Here is a 17,353-nt window from a genome sequence, read left to right on the forward strand (position 1 = left end):
GGTCGTCAGTTCAAATCTGGCCCCCGCAACCAACTTCAACTTCATAGAAAGTTGACTTAAGAAAGAAAAAAAAAGAACGAAAGAAGAAGAAAAAGCAGTATGTCGGACGCGGGGTGGAGCAGCCCGGTAGCTCGTCGGGCTCATAACCCGAAGGTCGTCAGTTCAAATCTGGCCCCCGCAACCAATTTTCATACTGAAGTAAATCAACACCTTAACGGGTGTTTTTTTATATCTAAAATTTGAGTAGTCAGCACTCCAATCTCGCTAGCATCGTGTACATTTCGCCGTAATATCAGACGAACGCCCCCTACCAATAGCGAACATCTATCTCCTCGCCAACTCTCCACCATTGGCAAAATAAGCTTTAATGCCTGCCAAAATAGACTCTGCAACCTGTTGTTGGAACGCGCTAGTACGTAGCTTCCGCTCCTCCTCAACGTTACTGATAAATGCGGTTTCTACCAAGATAGAAGGGATATCCGGAGCCTTAAGCACTGCAAATCCAGCCTGTTCAACGCTGTTTTTATGCAGTTTGTTCACTCGCCCCATATTCTTGAGCACTTCTTTGCCGAACTTCAGACTGTCGTTGACCGTGGCTGTCTGCATCAAATCAAAAATAGTATGGTCAAGATACTGATCGCCACTGCGGCTTACACCACCAATTTCATCTGATTCGTTCTGCGTCTGCGCCAAGAATTTAGCGGCTGCGCTGGTCGCACCTTTGGTTGAAAGTGCAAACACCGATGAGCCACGCACCGAACGGCTAGTAAAAGCGTCTGCATGAATCGAAATGAACAAATCTGCGCGCTGTTTACGCGCTTTAGCCACGCGTACTTTAAGTGGGATAAACACATCTTCGTTACGCGTCATATAGACACGCATATTCGGCTGTTTCTTAATTAGCGCACTCAACCGGCGCGCAATTTTCAGCACAATATCTTTTTCGCGAGTTTTGTTTTTACCAATTGCACCGGGATCCTCACCACCGTGACCAGGATCTAGCATGATAACAATCGGTCTATCGCGCCCTGCTTTCCCTTTCTGTGGCCCCTCTGGCGGCAGGCTCTTGCCTAAATCACCTTTGTTATAATCTTCCAACAATGCGAGCAAAGGATCTGATTCTTCTGCCGCAGAACCTTTAGCTGGATAGAGATCAACAACTAAGCGATTGTTAAACTCAGCAAAAGGCGCAAGGGTAAACAGCTTAGGGCTGATTTCCTGCTTAAGTTCTAAAACCAGACGCACAGTATTTTTGTCAAACTGCCCTACGCGAGCCGTTTTCAAATAGGGATCGCCCGACTGTACCTGATGACTAATCCCTTTCAATACGCTATTAAGGTGAACACCTTCGATATCCACCACGATGCGATTAGGGTTAGTTAATGCAAACTGTTTATATTTCAGTGGAATTTTCGATTCCAACGTCACTCGAGTATAAGTTGACGATGGCCATACCCTCACAGCAATCACCTGTGCAGACGCAGCAAAACCTACCCGGCTTACGCTCAAAAACCAGGTAGCTGCAGCACCCTGCAACAAACGACGACGAGTCAGATTATGGTTCGAGTTTGTCATGCAATCCCAAATAAAATAGCCAAAAACAGCGGAGTAGAACGCTCCCGCACAAATTTTAGGGCAAAACTTTATCGAATCAGAGAGGAACTGTCATTAGAAAATGCTTAACGGAGTTTTACAGATGACGACGGTAATCTCGTTCATCACTTGAATTTACATAAAATTCACACTTGCCTTTATTCGCAATAAAGAATAAAAATACAGTTTTAGCGAATAAAAATTCAGAGGGTTTCATGAAGGAGCGCAGCACCGAACTGGTTCAGGGTTTTCGTCACTCAGTACCCTATATCAATACTCATCGCGGCAAGACATTCGTCATCATGCTAGGTGGAGAGGCGATTGAGCATGAAAACTTTGCCAATATCGTTAATGATATTGGGCTATTGCACAGCTTGGGTATCCGGCTCGTGGTTGTGTATGGCGCTCGCCCGCAGATCGATAGCAATCTGAATGAACACCATCATGAGCCTGTTTATCACAAACACACTCGTGTGACAGATTCGCGAACGTTGGAACTGGTTAAACAGGCAGCAGGTCAGTTGCAACTGGATATTACAGCGCGTCTGTCGATGAGTCTCAACAACACGCCACTGCAAGGCGCCCATATCAATGTGGTCAGCGGAAACTTCATTATTGCTCAGCCGCTTGGCGTGGATGATGGCGTAGACTATTGCCACAGCGGGCGTATTCGCCGGATCGATGAAGAAGCTATCCATCGTCAACTCGACAACGGTGCCATCGTGTTAATGGGGCCCGTAGCCGTTTCAGTTACCGGCGAAAGCTTCAACCTGACCTCAGAAGAGGTCGCCACTCAGCTCGCCATAAAGCTGAAAGCGGAAAAGCTCATTGGCTTTTGCTCTTCTCAGGGCGTGATCGACGAAGATGGCAGCATCATGTCAGAATTGCTGCCTAACGAAGCGCAAACACGCATCGAAAAACTGGAAGCGTCTGGCGATTATAACTCCGGCACCGTCCGTTTTCTGCGCGGTGCGGTTAAAGCCTGCCGTAGCGGAGTCGGTCGCAGTCATCTGATTAGTTATCAGGAAGATGGCGCTTTAGTGCAAGAGTTGTTCTCGCGCGACGGCATCGGCACGCAGATCGTCATGGAAAGCGCAGAGCAAATTCGCCGTGCTAATATCAACGATATCGGTGGCATTTTAGAACTCATCCGCCCGCTTGAGCAGCAAGGCATTTTGGTACGCCGCTCGCGCGAGCAGTTAGAGCGTGAAATCGATCAGTTCACGATCATTGAACGAGACAATCTCACCATTGCCTGCGCTGCGCTCTATCCCTTCCCAGAAGAACGTATTGGTGAAATGGCATGTGTCGCCGTTCATCCTGACTATCGCAGTTCATCGCGAGGCGAAGCGCTACTTAAACGCGTCGCAGCGCAGGCACGGCAGATGGGACTGGAGAAACTCTTTGTGCTGACCACCCGCAGCATTCATTGGTTTCAGGAACGAGGCTTTACGCCTGCCGAAGTTGATGTTTTGCCACTACAAAAGCAAGAACTCTACAACTACCAGCGCCGCTCTAAGATCTTGCTCGCCGATCTATCCTAAAACACTCCATGCGGTCCGCTAATCAAGCGGGCTGCATCATTCGCTCCATTAAACCGCTTCGACGCAGCGTCGGCGTACGGATCGCCGTCAGCAAAATTTTATCCCTGCTGAACAACGTCAGTTGCTGCTTGGCACGCGTTATCGCGGTATAGAGCAGCTCACGGGTGACTATCGGTGAAAAATCAGCGGGCAGCGCCAATAGCGTGTGTTCGAATTCAGAGCCCTGTGATTTATGCACCGTCATCGCATAGGCCGTTTCCGTTTGCGGCAAGCGGCTAGGCTGAACGGATTTGATTGAACCATCAGGTAATTGGAAGTACACGCGGATATTCCCCGCCGAATCGGCAAGCGCAATACCAATATCGCCGTTAAACAACCCAAGAGAACTATCGTTGCGCGTGACCATAACGGGTCTTCCGCTATACCAACGCTGGTGTGCCTGCGTCGGCTTATGAATAAGTTTGGCCTTAGCTAACGCCAACTCGATACGTTCATTGAGTCCCGTCTGACCAAAAGGCCCTTCGCGTAGCGCACACAGCAATCGGAAGCGCGAAAAACTGGCGAGAACGTCAGCGGCATCGGCCATATTCGCGACTAATTGCAGCGTCGAGCGATAACCGTCAACGCAGGTTTGGATAAGCGTAGAGTAATCCTCATCCTTGGTCATCGGTATCCACGCAATGTCAGAAAACTGTCCATCAAAACAACGGCGCGCGCGTGCGGTATCACCTAAATTCACCGCCGTCGCCAACTGGCCAATGCCAGAATTGGCATCAAAACGATAGCTCTTTCTCAACAGGCAAATACTGTCACGAACGGCGATATCCGGTGCCTCAGTGCCTTCAGGAATTACGCTCTGGCACAACGTAGAGAGTTCTTGAGCACGCGCAGGGCGAAAACCAAACTCGGCAAAGCGACACAAATCGCCTAATACTGCCCCCGCTTCAACTGAAGCCAACTGATCGCGGTCACCTAATAAAATCAAGCGCGCGCCATATGGCAGCGCGGCGATAAGCTTCGACATCATCGGCAAATCAACCATGGAGGCCTCATCCACCACCAACACATCTAAATGCAGCGGATTATCACGATGATAACGCAGACGAATGCTATTAGGTTGAGCGCCCAGTAGGCGATGCAGCGTATAAGCCTCTTGTGGGATAGACTCACGCTCGTTCGGGGTCAAGTTCAGCGCTTCAATAGCCGCGCCTAAGGATTCGGTTAACCGTGCTGCCGCCTTTCCCGTCGGCGCAGCCAGTTGAATACGTAGCTTCTGGCGTGGATGCAAGCGGATCAGCGCGGTAAGCAGCTTCGCCACCGTCGTGGTTTTCCCCGTGCCTGGGCCTCCTGAAATAACTGACACTCTACGAGTAGCCGCAACGGCGGCGGCCACCTGCTGCCAATTGATCTCATCGGCGGGATTTGTCGACGGAAAAAGCTGGGATAAAATCGGCGGTAGCGTTGATACACTCTCGTCGGGTGGCAAATCTGAAGCGGCAAAAAACTGCGCCACGACGCCTTCATCCTGCCACAAGCGCTGTAGGTACAAACGTTGATTTTGCAAAATCAACGGAGCCGCATAGCCTCCATCGCTGACCTCTGGTTCTGCCAGCAATAATGCCTGCCAGTGCATCTCATCTATATCGCCAAACAACGTTTTCAGATCATCGGTAAAGTCTGGGAACTGTGCCACTAGCGCATCTATTCTAAGCTGGTTCAAAGGCAAGCAAACATGTCCAGAAGCAACTTCCTGACTCACCAATGCCGCGGCTAAAGCCAGATGTGGCTGCCCTTGGCTAGCCATTAGGCGAGCAAACTGAACATCCAGAGAACGAAGCTGGTTTTGCTCTCCCATCCGTTGAAGAAGATCAAAAATCATTGTGCTTCACCCTCCGGAATATAGCCAAACAGCCTGTCCATGCCTTCTATCAGCGCCGCATCAGGACGGCAATGGAAAATGCCTTGCCCTGGTTGAGCTGGCGTCATACCACGTAGGAAGCAATAAAAAACGCCGCCGAAATGTTGTTCATATTGGTAGTTTGGCAAACGGTGACGCAGATAACGGTGCAATGCTAATGAATAGAGCTGATATTGGAAATCGTAGCGATGCTCAGCCATAGCGGCGACCATCGCCTCTTGTGTGTAAGCACTCGCATCCTCGCCTAACCAATTGGACTTATAATCCAGCACGTAGAAACGCCCTTGCCAGAAGAAGACCAAATCGATAAAGCCTTTCAACATGCCGCGCACCTGTCGAAAATCTAGTGGCGCACACTGTGCCGAAAGTGGATCGTAACGCTTAATTAAAGCGTCTAGTTCAGCGCTACGTACCAACTGTTCAATCGGCAAATAAAATTGTAGCTCGGCCTGCACTTGGCTTGGCGCAAGCTGCGCTAAACACGGCCCACTCTCTGCTAATGGGGCACGAAGAATAGCGTCCAGCCAGCTATCTAACACAGGAACCCACTCAGTATTCAGCCCCTGTTGCGTCACCTGCTCAGTCAACTCTGTGATATCACGGGGCTGAGTGAAATCCATCGGCTCTAATAGACTATGTAAAAACGTCCCTGGAGCGGCGCCTTTAGGGAAAGTATGCGGTGTGAGTGCAGGTATACTTTCTACCTCTGACTCCCCTACCGCATCCACATCGAGTTTGGGTAACAAATCCAAAAATTGGGAACTACCGTGCTGCTGTAAGCCTGAATAGCTGGTGACTCGCCAATCATCCTGCATCTTGCGAGTGAAAAGTTTAGCCTGCAGTTCTTGCGCTTCTTGCGCCGTCGCTACCCACGGAGAGCCATCTTGAGCCTCAACCGTGGTGACCAGAATATCGTCGTTCTGTAAGCGCTCAAGACATGCTAATAGCATTGCGGCGTCGCCGGGCTCGCCTTTTTGTAGCAAGTGTCCGATAGCGCTGTTGTGGACATCGGTTTCCCCTTGCTTCTTGCGCCCGCCTAAAAACAGCGGTGCAAGCCCGAGGCTACAGTGATAAACCGAGCGCGTAAGCGCAACGTAAAGCAAGCGGAGATCCTCTGCAAGGCGCTCCTCTTCTGCCAACTTAACCGCATCGTCACTATAGTTGAGATCGAGAACCGCATTGAAACTGTCTCGGTCATGATAAAGCGGCTGTTTTTGCAACCGATAACTGCCGATAAATGGCAGCCAAACAATAGGAAATTCTAATCCTTTCGACTTATGAATCGTCACCACCTGAACCAAATGGCGATCGCTTTCCAAACGTAGTTGCTGGTTTTCAGATTGAACCTCAGGGCTATCGATTTGCTGAGCCAACCAACGCAGAAGTGCTGGCTCGCTATCCAAAGTCAGCGACGCCTCCTGCAACAGTTCCCCAATATGCAGCACATCGGTTAAACGACGCTCTCCCCCCTCGCTCGCTAGAAGGTTCTCAGCCAGATGCCTCCGCCCCATAATCTCACGTAGCATCGGCAATACGCCCTGCTTTTGCCACTGTTGGCGGTAAGTGTCAAACTCATCCACCAGCGCATCCCATAGACGCTCATCCTGATTAAGCTCATTGAGCTGCTGTGAATTCAGCCCCATCAGACTGGTCGCCAAAGCGCTGCGTAACAGACGCTCTTGCTCTGGAGCCAGAACCGCCTGTAATAACCAAAGCAGATCGCGAGCTTCTGGGGTTTGAAAAACGTTGTCTCGGTTGGAGAGATAAACAGAGGGTATTGCCAGTGCGCTTAGCGCATCTCGAACCAATGCGGCTTCTGCACGGCTACGCACCAGAATCGTGATATCTGATGCCTCAACCGGCTTAGCTATTTCACGCCCCAGTGAATCCTTCTTGTCAGTGTAAAGCAGCGCTTTTCCCTGCTGGCCTGCCGTTAACCAATCACGAATTTGCGCCGCACACTGCGCCGCCAGAGACTGTTGGTATTCCACTGTGCCGCAGCCTTCCCCCGGTTGCAGCCATATATGCATCGCTTTTTGAATATCGCCGGCTATTTCAAAACGCAAAGCCTGATTTTTCTTGGCTGCGGACACCGGTAAAAAGGGAATATCGGCAAAAAGAAAAGGTGATTCAACCGCAGAGAAAACCTGATTGACCGCCGACACCATTCCAGGTGATGAGCGCCAGTTTGTTCCTAACGTATAGTGATGCTTCACTTCGCTACGCGCGTACATATAAGTAAAAATATCGGCACCACGGAAAGCATAAATAGCCTGTTTAGGATCGCCTATCAACAACAGAGCTGAGTCCGATTGTTTATCACTCTGAGGTTGTAAATATATCGCCTGAAAAATGCCGTATTGCTGTGGATCGGTATCTTGGAATTCATCAATCATGGCAACGGGGTAACGCTGCCTAATCGCCTGAGCTAACACATCACCACCAGACTGATTTAACGCCTGTGAAAGACGACTCAGAAGGTCATCAAAGCCGAGCTGTGCATGCTGGCGTTTCTCTTGCTGGACGCTAGTGCGCACTTCGCTTAACGCTCGAGACAACAATAAATCGCGCAGCGATAGAGGCTCTGCGAGCAGTTGGTCAATAGCCACAAATAACGCATGCTGCGGAGGCGTCCCTTTCTTGGTTTTCTCCAACAGGAGGTTTTGTCCAAAACGTTTGAGTTCATCAGGAAGCTGATAGTCCCGCGTTTCCGATGTAGCCCAATCGCCGACGGTGGTTAGCCATTTGGGCAAAAAGCGACTGCTATAGCTGCGCTTATCCACGCCAGAATCCACAATCAGGCTTTCGATCTCGCCTGCGACCTCACGCCAATGTGCTTTTACGGCATCAATGCGTTCAATGATTTGCTGATGGCGCTGAGTCAACGTTTCATCGTCAGCGATAGCCTGCCGCAACATGGGTAACTCACCGTGCAGGTAAGGCTGCAAATCAGCCAATAGCTGTTCAGGACCGCTCCACTCTTGGCTGATAGCTGTAGCAATACTCAGCGGCAGCGGGTAACAATGGCGACGCCAGAAGTCGGCACATGCCTGTCGACGCAGCGGCAGTTCATCTTGCACTAGCGTTTGCTGGAACAAGATCCCTGATTCAAACGCATTGTTACTGAGCATCCGCTGGCAAAAACCGTGGATGGTATAAATCGCCGCTTCGTCCATTTGACGCTCAGCTGCCAATAACTGGCTGACAGCATCTTCCTTGTCATCAATCAAATTGAGTAAGTCAGACAACAAGGGATTCGTACTACTGCCACGCACACAGGCCAAGCGTAATTCGTGAATATTGCTACGAATACGTCCACGCAGCTCTTCAGTAGCGGCTTCGGTAAAAGTTACTACCAGAATTTCTTCAACAGACAAGGGGCGAGGAAAGGCATTCTCGCCTCCAAGTCCTAACAGCAAACGCAGATACAGCGCAGCGATAGTAAACGTTTTGCCAGTACCGGCTGAGGCCTCAATAAGACGCTCCCCAATAAGCGGCAACGCCAGAGCATCTAACGTTTGGGCTTGAGTCATTACGGCGCAACCTTAACAGGCAGAGTTTGCTGCAGCGTGGAGGCATTTGCATAGGTCTTCCAACCTTTTGGTGCGGCATAGTGCCCCTTCGCATGACCGCCGAGTACCTGTGATAGCAGCGCCATTCCCTGAGGTTTAATCACCGCCTGACGATAGAACGTCACGATGTTCTCACGGTTAAGCACGTCAATTTGTTTGATTAACTTTTCGCGCGTATTGAACTCAAAGTTGCCACGATCAAAATCATTGGTGAAGCGTCCAGCCTCTTCATCCAACGTCTGCGGACGCTGCCGTAGCTGATTCACTAGCGCGAGCTTGTACTGATTGAAGTCCGCCTCTTTTAACGATTTCAAGCGCTTATCTGCCTGTGCATAAAAATCGAGATAGCGGTTATACAGATACGCTGGAGCCTGATTATTGCTTTGTAGCAAGAAACCGATCCCCCATTGATTACCGATTGAGGATGGGAAGGCAAACACCGCATACCCCAACTGCTCTTTAGTCCGTAACTGATCGTAGAACCACGGTTGAATGATCTGACTCAACAGATTGCTGTGCGCCATTCCCTGCACTTCATCGTAACCGGTTGGAATATAAACCGCCCCCAGCGCGGAATCGGTACTGCTCCCTGCCCGCTGTAGGTTGGCAAGCTGTTTATGCTCAATAACAACATCCTGACCGTGCCACCAGAGTGTTCCGCCGCATTTAAGCTGGGTACGAATATTTTGCGCCAAAGCTTTCACCTGAATGGCGGTCATATTGCCCACCACCAGCAGCTCCGGCGTAGCACCCTCAATGAGCTGGCTACGGTAGTTTTTAATATCACTAAGTGTAATTTTATCCAACAGTGCACGTCGCTCACTGCGCTCGGTGTAAGGAACGTTAGATAATGCCTGAATCGGCTGCATCGCCTGCTCAAACGCCTTGGCTTTTTCGGCAGAATCTAACCGTTCACGATACCAAGACTTCGCCTGCTCCAGATGCTCCTCGGTGGCATCAAAATTGGCATAGCCTTCAACCAAAGTGGTCAGCAACTGTGGCAGACGCTGCGTAAACCCGCTAGCGCTGATGGTTAGTCCATCGTTATAGGTCGTCGAAAAACCAATACCGCCGATTGAGGCCTGATAGGCCAACTGATCTAGCTCAATGCCGGCGAGATAATCCGTCAGCGCAAACATGACCTGCTCTTTGGCGCCGTCGCTCCCCACTTTGTTACGCAGGGAAAGTGTAATATTCGCTTTTGGCTCATCGGCAAAATAACGACTCGGCATATACAGAGCACGCAATCCCGGTTGATCGAGCACGATCTCTGGTTTTGTCAGCGTTGGAGAAACCGGTTTGATAAGTGAAAAATCGTCAGGAATGTAAGGGTTTAACGCGGGTAATGACAGCGAAATACGCTGCTCTAAATTATTCCAATCAGCAAACTGTTTCGCCGTGATGCGATCGACCTGATACGGAGCATCAACGAAATAAGCCGTTTTGTTATGTGGCTCATCAGGACTGATAAACCAGATACGAGCATTCTCTGGCGTCATACTACTCAGACGGGCAGTGATCGCCTGCGGATCATACTTATCCGCTAGATATGACGAGTCCAGCACATTTTGCACTGGCACTCGCAGCATGTTATCCACCAACCATTCGATGTAATCCATGTCACGGGTAATCGACGGATAGCGGAAATCCAGATCGAGTACATGCGCAATTTCATCAAAGTAGCTTTGCTTCACACCCTGTTCACGCAGCAGTTTTAAATAGTCATATACAGCAGCAATAACGCGGTCACGCTCAGCTAAACCTTTGTCGGTGAGCGAAACGCTAATAGAGAAAACGCCACCATTGCGATCGACCATCGGATCGGCACCTGCACCAATAGACTCTGCCAATCCCTGCTTTTGCAGCCAATCAGACAACGTATTCTTGCTACGATTACCAATGAGGTAAGCAATATACGTATCGGTTTTACTACGAAACGCAGCGCTATTGTTTTCAATACGATATTCAATTTTCAGCATCTTGCGTGGCTGAGCCGGTACGTAGTGGATAATAATTCCTTGCTGTTCCGGCGTAACCACTGGCACCGTAATCGGTGGCACACTTGCATCACGATTAGGTATACGACCAAAAGAAGTGACCGCGAGCTTGGCGAGGCTAGAGAGTGGCTGGTTACTGTAAATAACGCCGACCATCAAATTAGCGGAATAGTAGCGATGATAAAACGACAGTAACTCTTGGTGTAGCTTGCTGTTTGGTTTATCGCTCAGTGTTTCTAGGTTACCACCAGAAAAACGCGCACTCGGATGAGCCGGATTTAGCGTTTCGGCTGAAACCTGAGCCATACGCATACCGTCGCGTGAACGCGCCATGGTTAATTCGGCATTGACGGCATTACGCTCACGATCGGCATTTACTGGATCAAGTAAGGGTTCAGCAATGGCATCCGCAAGTCGATCAACGGCTGGCGACAGTGCATCATTTTCGACCTCAAGATAGAACGCCGTACGATAGGAGGCCGTACTGGCATTATGGCTACCGCCATGCTTTTTCAGGAATTCGGAAAGGTTATCGGCCTGCGGGTAGCGTTTCGAGCCCATCAACACCATATGCTCGAGGTAATGAGCCAAACCGAGCTGTGAGTTAGGGTCTTCCAGTGAACCTACCGGCAGCGCTAATGCCGCAAGCGATTTAGGTGCATCTTTATCTGATACCAAAATCACCTTCATTCCATTATCTAGCTTGATCGCCTCATATAAACGCGGATCGCTGGCGCTCTTATCGATTTTCTCAGCCAATGCTTCCCATCCGGCAGGATCAGCCTTGGCCGTGCTCGCCGTTGACCATAAAAGCGATGTGCTTATCAACAGTAATACCATTACCGTCAGGAATGAAAACTGCCTGCGCATGAATAACCTAACCATCTTTTACCCCAAAAAGCCGAAAAATAATGCCATTGATACACCGTCTCAGCAGCGAATAGACATCACGTTAAGACAGACTAAGCGCTCACGCAAATTCGGTCTGACAAAAACACCTGTGTTTGACCACCATCAATCCAGATTATTCCGCGCGATCGGCAAATAATACTGCTCCGCCCATTGCTGAACCTCGCGCATTTTTTTCTCATCCATAGTGCGCATTACTCGCTGGATGTAAGGATCAGAGCCCTCGCCTATAACACGCTGGTCACCCTGCCATGCCAACAATAGTTTCATTTGTGCCTTCGATTGGGTTTGCTCATCCCAATCGACCATTCCGGAATCCTTATCAAAGCAGGCGCTCAGCCACGCCCAACCGGTTTTAGGCAGCAGTAAAAGAGGACAACTGCGACCTTGGCGATAACCTTCAATCAGTGGTAATAGCGCTTTTTCAGCGTCTTTGGGTGATAAAGGCGCAAAATGCCACGCCGAGTTTTGGCGACCAAAACACCGACTCTCACCTTCACCACCGCTAAAGCAATAAAACAAATGCTCAATCCACAAAGCCATACCATCTACCGCCCCAAGGATTGCTGGCCGCCAACGTACCAAGCCGTTATCTTGTACCTGCTGTAACCAACCGGTTAACCGCACACCACCCAGCATATAATCAATCTCAATGCTGTGCCCCGCTTGGCGATGCTCTCTTACCTTTGCGGCAACCTCCGACATTTCTTCCTGCTGTTTTTCCCAATAGAGTTCACCAAAGGCACCGTACGGCAAGCCACCCGCAGAGCGAAAACGGCGGAACAACGTCTCAGCCTCATCGCCATCAATCAACTGATTCAAGAGCTGACTATTGAGCTGATAGCGGCTGAGATTATCCAGCGTGAACGGTTCTTCATCCGGTAGCTCGGTTTCTTCTAAAACGAAGTTGACGCCAAGGCGCATCTGGAAAAAGGCGCGTACCGGATGACGGTAAAAACGAATCAGCTCATCTAGCGTAATCGTCGAAAACTCTTCTAGCGGCAACGCTAAAGCAAACTCCTGATGTGCCTCACCGCTACGCCGGGCGGCAGGCAACCACTCAGACGCATAACTTTGGCTTTCACTTCCCACGGCATAGTTTTCCGAGGCAAAAGGCACTCGCGGGTGCTGAATTTGCAAATATTCCATTACTCGCTTCGCGCTGCTATCGACGTCCAGCGTCTCGTCTCCCGGTAAATGGTGGCTTTGAGCAATATATTCCATCAGCTCACTGACCAATACCGACGGGTAACGCGGCGCATTATCCTGTATAGAGCGTCCTATGTAGCTGATATAAAGACGCTCTTGTGCTGACAGCAGCGCTTCAAGAAACAGATAGCGGTCGTCGTCTCGGCGGCTTCTATCGCCGCGTTGTACTTTGTTCGCCATCAGATCGAAACCTAATGGCGCAATAGTGCGCGGATAAATGCCATCATTCATGCCTAGCAGACACACCACTTTGAAGGGAATGGAGCGCATTGGCATAAGAGTGCAGAAGTTTATCGGCCCAGCCAAAAAACGTTGGCTAATTCGCTCATTGTCTAAGCGTGATGTCAATTCATCGCGCAAAATTGAGATAGGTATCGCCTGGGGATATTCCGCGCTAATGCCATAACCAATCACCTTTAACCATTGCTGCTCAATGAGAGCTTGAACCGCCTCGGTTTCGCTATCTTGCTCAAAGAATTCGTTAAGGATTTCACGGCATAGCGGCTGCCACTCCTGAACACGATATTCACCGCGAAGCCGCGTACGCCACACGCTGAGCCTCATCAATAAATCAGCCAGTTGACCAGCTAACTCAGCAATAAGCCCGCTGGATTCATCATAAGGTAGCACCCCATTCCAATCGCCACAGCGACTATCCATTGCATAACCGAGCAACATGCGGGTTAAGCCAAACTGCCACGTATGTTGCCCCGTCGCGGGCAGATCCAGCGCACGCACATTGTCATCGTCTAGCCCCCAGCGGATCCCAGACTCATCAACCCAATGGCGTAAACGACGCAATCCCTCTTCGCTAATGCCAAAATGTGCGGCCAGAGCAGGTACTTCCAGCAACGTTAAAACATGCTCAGAGGTAAAGCGACTGTTAGGTAGCTCAAGCAACGTCAAGAAAGCCTGTATTACTGGATGCGCCTGACGCGCACTGCGGTCAGAAATGGCAAAAGGCAGATAGCGCTCACGCGGCGCATTACCAAACACGGCCTGAATAAATGGCGTATAGCTGTCGATGTCAGCAACCATCACAATGACATCGCGCGGAGTCAGAGAAGGATCTTCCGCAAATAAATCCAGCAGTCTGTCATGTAAAACTTCAACTTCACGCTGAGGGCTGTGGCAAAGGTTTACGCTAATACTGCGATCTCCCCGCTCTAACAACCGTTTTCCACTGCTGCTGTTTAGGCGCTCTGGGCTGTCGACTATCTGGCTGTGGTCTTCCAGCTCAAGCAAATCGCGTTGAATGCGCGTCAGAAGTGTATCTTCCGTTAAATCGACAAAGGCATGTACTTCCTGCGGCTCGCGCTGCGCCAACAGATACATATGATCGCGCCCTAGCTTTCCCCAAGACGCAAGCAGTGGGTTACTGAGGTCTTGTTCACCGTCTGGTTTAAATAGTTCAGACGCGCTCTGAGGATCGCGGAAGAGGCTAATTTCCTGTTGACGTTGAATATGGTGACGACGTTTCCGGCTCTGTAGCTTGGCAAGAAATGCATAGTCTTGAATATCACCCCAATAATAACGACATGGGTTAGTAAACATCAGGTGCACATCAATATGCTTACCTAATGCCTTTAAAGCATCGAGATAAATCGGTGGAAGCGCGGCAATCCCACAAATGAAAACACGTTTAGGCAGCCCTTGTGGACACGCTGTTGCCTGCTCTAAGGTTTGTATAAACTTTTCGTACAAATTAGCGCGGTGCCATTCAGGTTGTTTTAGCTCGGCGGTATATTCTTTCAACGCCACCCACAGTGGAGCCTGCCATTGCTGCGACTCATCCAGACCGTCGACATACTCACCGCGCTCCCAAATCTGTAGCCACTCAGGACGGTACACTAAGTACTGGTCGTAAAGGTCAGCGACACGCGCCGCAAGCTGGAAATGTTTGCGGCGATCCTCATCGTCAGAGAGATAACGCGCCAGCGGCAAAAACGCTTCTTGCTCCAGCATTTTCGGCAATAGCCACATCAGTTTCCACGTCATGGCGTCTTTACTGAAAGCACTCTCTTTGGGAATGCCAGGCATGACCTGTGTAAACAAATTCCAGATGAATGTCGCCGGCAGAGGGAATTCGATATTGGCAGCAATACCAAACTGTTTCGCCAACTCCATTTGGAGCCACTGCGCCATACCGGGACTTTGTACCAAAATCACTTCCTGCTCAAAAGGATTCTGCAAAGGTTGTCCTTCAATCAGCGCCGCGATCAGCTGTTTGAGCAAATCCAATTGGTTCGAGTGATAAACAGTAAACATGCGTTCTCCAACAATACAGGCAATGCACATACAGCTTGAAGTATGACGGGGTATACACTTTAGCCTTTCACGTCAGCTCAGGGAATAACAACCGCGACTTACTCCATCAACTGACTGCAGATTGTTCTTTCAAGCTGAGCCTGAATATTCAACGGCGCTCGAATGCTGGCTGAAATGATTTCGCATTCAAACTGCGACCGCGCCGTGACGACTATCGACCACGTATTGGGCAAAGCGAGCCGCGCGGGTATTTCAGCATTGGATGCCCCCATCCGATACAGCGTTATCGCCTGTTCACTCCTTTGCCATGCCTGTTGCTGCTGCCATAGCCTAACTTGCGATCGCGCCATCCATTGTTGATAGTTGAGTAACCCCAGAAACCCAACCGAGACTAATAGAATACTCACCATCACTTCAATCAGACCAAAACCAGACTGGCTATGAGTCTTCTGCTCTGTCGTGGCTAACATAGGCTTTCAAATCCTAGCGGAGAATAATCGAGCCACCCGGTAGAAAGTCGTAGCAAACGCGTCGTGCCCTGTGGCGTCACCCGCGAGTTTACATAGCTAAATCGCCTGATTTGTGCCGCATAGGTTTTTGTCTGTATGACCGCACACACAATGCCGAGCTCGGCGGTGATGGATTTAAAACATACCGTCACGGATGAAAAACGCTGGCAGCTAGCCACTCGTGGTTTGGGCCATTCATGGGTCGCGATTACCTGACTTAGCGTTGATTCAACCTGTTGACGTACTGTCATTAGCTGCCGTTGGTAGGCGAGAGTTTGTACCTGATGCTCTATACGCCCCTGCTGCGCACTGACGATCAAGAGTGACAAGCTCAACATCATAAGCACCGAGGGTAGTAGCATGCTGCCTGACTGATTATTTTCATGGCTGCTAGATAAGTTCATTTTTCAACCATTCGCCCATTCTCTGGCAGTATATATCGCGTTTGCTGTACGGCAGCAAAAGGCGGCTTTATCCGCTGTAGCGCGAGCTGCACCTCATACCCACGATAAAGCGGAGCCACGTTGAAAAGCGAAACCTTAATCTCTTTTTCATCCGTGATTTTGTCCCAACCATTTCCCGAACATTGCTGGATGCCTCTCGCCGTTTCCAAAGCGCCGTTGCGTAAGCGGTAACCGAATGAATCTGCAGTAGCCGCAGAAGAGAGATCGATTCTTCCGTTGGTATCTAGATCGTAGAACACGATCAAACACGAATTTGCGGACTCCCCGCCAGTGCTGGCAATCATTGGCTGAGGGACTGAACATCCTTGAGCGCAAAATCCTGATCGAGTGAGGTCTTTATCTATACGATCTAAAAGCTGAGCGATGGATTCCTGTATCTGCTGCCAACGCTGAGCTTTAATATTGCCAGCGCGTAGCATGACCAATATTTGGCTGGTTGATAGCAGCACGATGCTTGAGAGCAACAAAGTCACCAGCACATCGGGAAGCGCCATACCCTTCTGAGGGTTTAGCTGCATGATGGGATCCCCAGCAGGCGTTTAGGTTGAGCACACAAACGTAGACGTCCTTGAGCCGACCAAATGGCACTTACCGTTCCCGCTTCACTGCTCAATTCGATATGCCCAGCCATCGCATTATTTCGTATGCCGTAAAATCCTGCGCTTTTGCTCATTTGGGATGCGATAGCAATATCAGGCGTGGAGGGGGTAAAACGCCGTGCGGTATTTTGAACACTCACGCTTCGTTGCGAAGCATCAACCACAATTTGAGCCGTGCCGTTTTCGGCAAAAGCGCGTTGCTGAATCTGCTGTAAAAATGCCAATAGTTGCAGACTAGTCTGTTCAAGCTGTAGCGCCATCCGTTGTTGTTTGAATCCATGTAAGCCATACGCCGCCATACTGGATACCAGCAACATAACCACCATCATTTCCAGCAAAGTAAAGCCGCTCATACGTGACCATTCCATTGTCTTTTCCTTTGTACTGACCGATAGGCATACCCTAACGATCCAGATAAGAAAGAAAAGCACAGCGCTTAACTTCAGGAATACCCGCCGCAGACGATTTGAGCTATCGATGTAATTTGCACGAAGATTTGCGAAACACCGCTCAACGTCGTCTGGAAGTATGAAAAAGGAGAGGACAAGCGAAGATAAAGAAGGTAAAAAAACGCCAGCTCGGTGGCTGTAATGCTGTTCATTTAAGAGATCGAGATACACGGGGCTAGCACACCGCGGGGCGCTCCGGCGGCTTCGCCGCTACGACCCCATCGGTGTACTTCCCCTAAAATCAGGCTTAACTGGCAAGCATTACAGCTCGGTGGCTGGCGCTTTATTGAACGGATAGATGAAATTATATCGCAACCGGCGC

The 17,353-nt window shown here is 49.9% G+C and carries 10 protein-coding genes and 1 tRNA gene; 2 read left to right on the forward strand and 9 right to left on the reverse strand.

What is annotated here, in order from left to right:
• The first annotated feature begins 107 nt into the window (after positions 1-107).
• Positions 108-184 (forward strand) — tRNA-Met (locus tag RSC70_RS19875).
• Positions 185-324: 140 nt separating this feature from the next.
• Here RSC70_RS19875 and amiC read toward each other — a convergent pair.
• The gene (gene amiC, locus RSC70_RS19880) at positions 325-1,575 is read right to left on the reverse strand and encodes an N-acetylmuramoyl-L-alanine amidase AmiC (protein WP_008814534.1); all 1,251 of its coding nucleotides are present in this window, start codon (positions 1,573-1,575) and stop codon (positions 325-327) included.
• Between the two features lie 233 nt (positions 1,576-1,808).
• Here amiC and argA point away from each other — a divergent pair, with 233 nt between their 5' ends.
• Positions 1,809-3,137, forward strand: a complete 1,329-nt coding sequence (gene argA / locus RSC70_RS19885; protein WP_008814535.1) for an amino-acid N-acetyltransferase — start codon at positions 1,809-1,811, stop codon at positions 3,135-3,137.
• 22 nt (positions 3,138-3,159) lie between these two features.
• Here the strand turns inward: argA and recD are convergent, their stop codons facing one another.
• The 8 genes from recD to RSC70_RS19925 form a co-directional block, all read right to left on the reverse strand.
• Positions 3,160-5,016 (reverse strand): exodeoxyribonuclease V subunit alpha, encoded by a 1,857-nt coding sequence (gene recD / locus RSC70_RS19890; RefSeq protein ID WP_008814536.1) that lies wholly within the window; start codon positions 5,014-5,016, stop codon positions 3,160-3,162.
• On the reverse strand, positions 5,013-8,588 hold the full coding sequence (gene recB, locus RSC70_RS19895) for an exodeoxyribonuclease V subunit beta (protein WP_064572941.1): 3,576 nt from the start codon (positions 8,586-8,588) through the stop codon (positions 5,013-5,015). Before recB ends, recD begins: the two co-directional genes overlap by 4 nt.
• Positions 8,588-11,494 (reverse strand): pitrilysin, encoded by a 2,907-nt coding sequence (gene ptrA, locus RSC70_RS19900; protein WP_020303581.1) that lies wholly within the window; start codon positions 11,492-11,494, stop codon positions 8,588-8,590. Before ptrA ends, recB begins: the two co-directional genes overlap by 1 nt.
• Positions 11,495-11,638: 144 nt before the next feature.
• The gene (recC, locus tag RSC70_RS19905; protein WP_130961655.1) at positions 11,639-15,010 is read right to left on the reverse strand and encodes an exodeoxyribonuclease V subunit gamma; all 3,372 of its coding nucleotides are present in this window, start codon (positions 15,008-15,010) and stop codon (positions 11,639-11,641) included.
• 98 nt (positions 15,011-15,108) lie between these two features.
• Positions 15,109-15,480 (reverse strand): type IV pilus modification PilV family protein, encoded by a 372-nt coding sequence (locus RSC70_RS19910; protein ID WP_039190073.1) that lies wholly within the window; start codon positions 15,478-15,480, stop codon positions 15,109-15,111.
• Positions 15,474-15,923, reverse strand: coding sequence for a DUF2509 family protein (locus RSC70_RS19915; RefSeq protein WP_332543359.1), 450 nt, complete (start codon positions 15,921-15,923; stop codon positions 15,474-15,476). The genes RSC70_RS19910 and RSC70_RS19915 overlap by 7 nt, the downstream gene beginning before the upstream one ends.
• The gene (locus RSC70_RS19920) at positions 15,920-16,501 is read right to left on the reverse strand and encodes a prepilin peptidase-dependent protein (protein WP_332543361.1); all 582 of its coding nucleotides are present in this window, start codon (positions 16,499-16,501) and stop codon (positions 15,920-15,922) included. Before RSC70_RS19920 ends, RSC70_RS19915 begins: the two co-directional genes overlap by 4 nt.
• Positions 16,492-16,950 carry a prepilin-type N-terminal cleavage/methylation domain-containing protein gene (locus RSC70_RS19925; protein ID WP_008814543.1) on the reverse strand — a complete coding sequence of 153 codons (459 nt, stop codon included), beginning with the start codon at positions 16,948-16,950 and terminating at the stop codon, positions 16,492-16,494. The genes RSC70_RS19920 and RSC70_RS19925 overlap by 10 nt, the downstream gene beginning before the upstream one ends.
• Between the last annotated feature and the right edge of the window lie 403 nt (positions 16,951-17,353).

The sequence above is a fragment of the Hafnia sp. genome (genome assembly GCF_036648275.1).
GTDB lineage: Bacteria > Pseudomonadota > Gammaproteobacteria > Enterobacterales > Enterobacteriaceae > Hafnia > Hafnia alvei.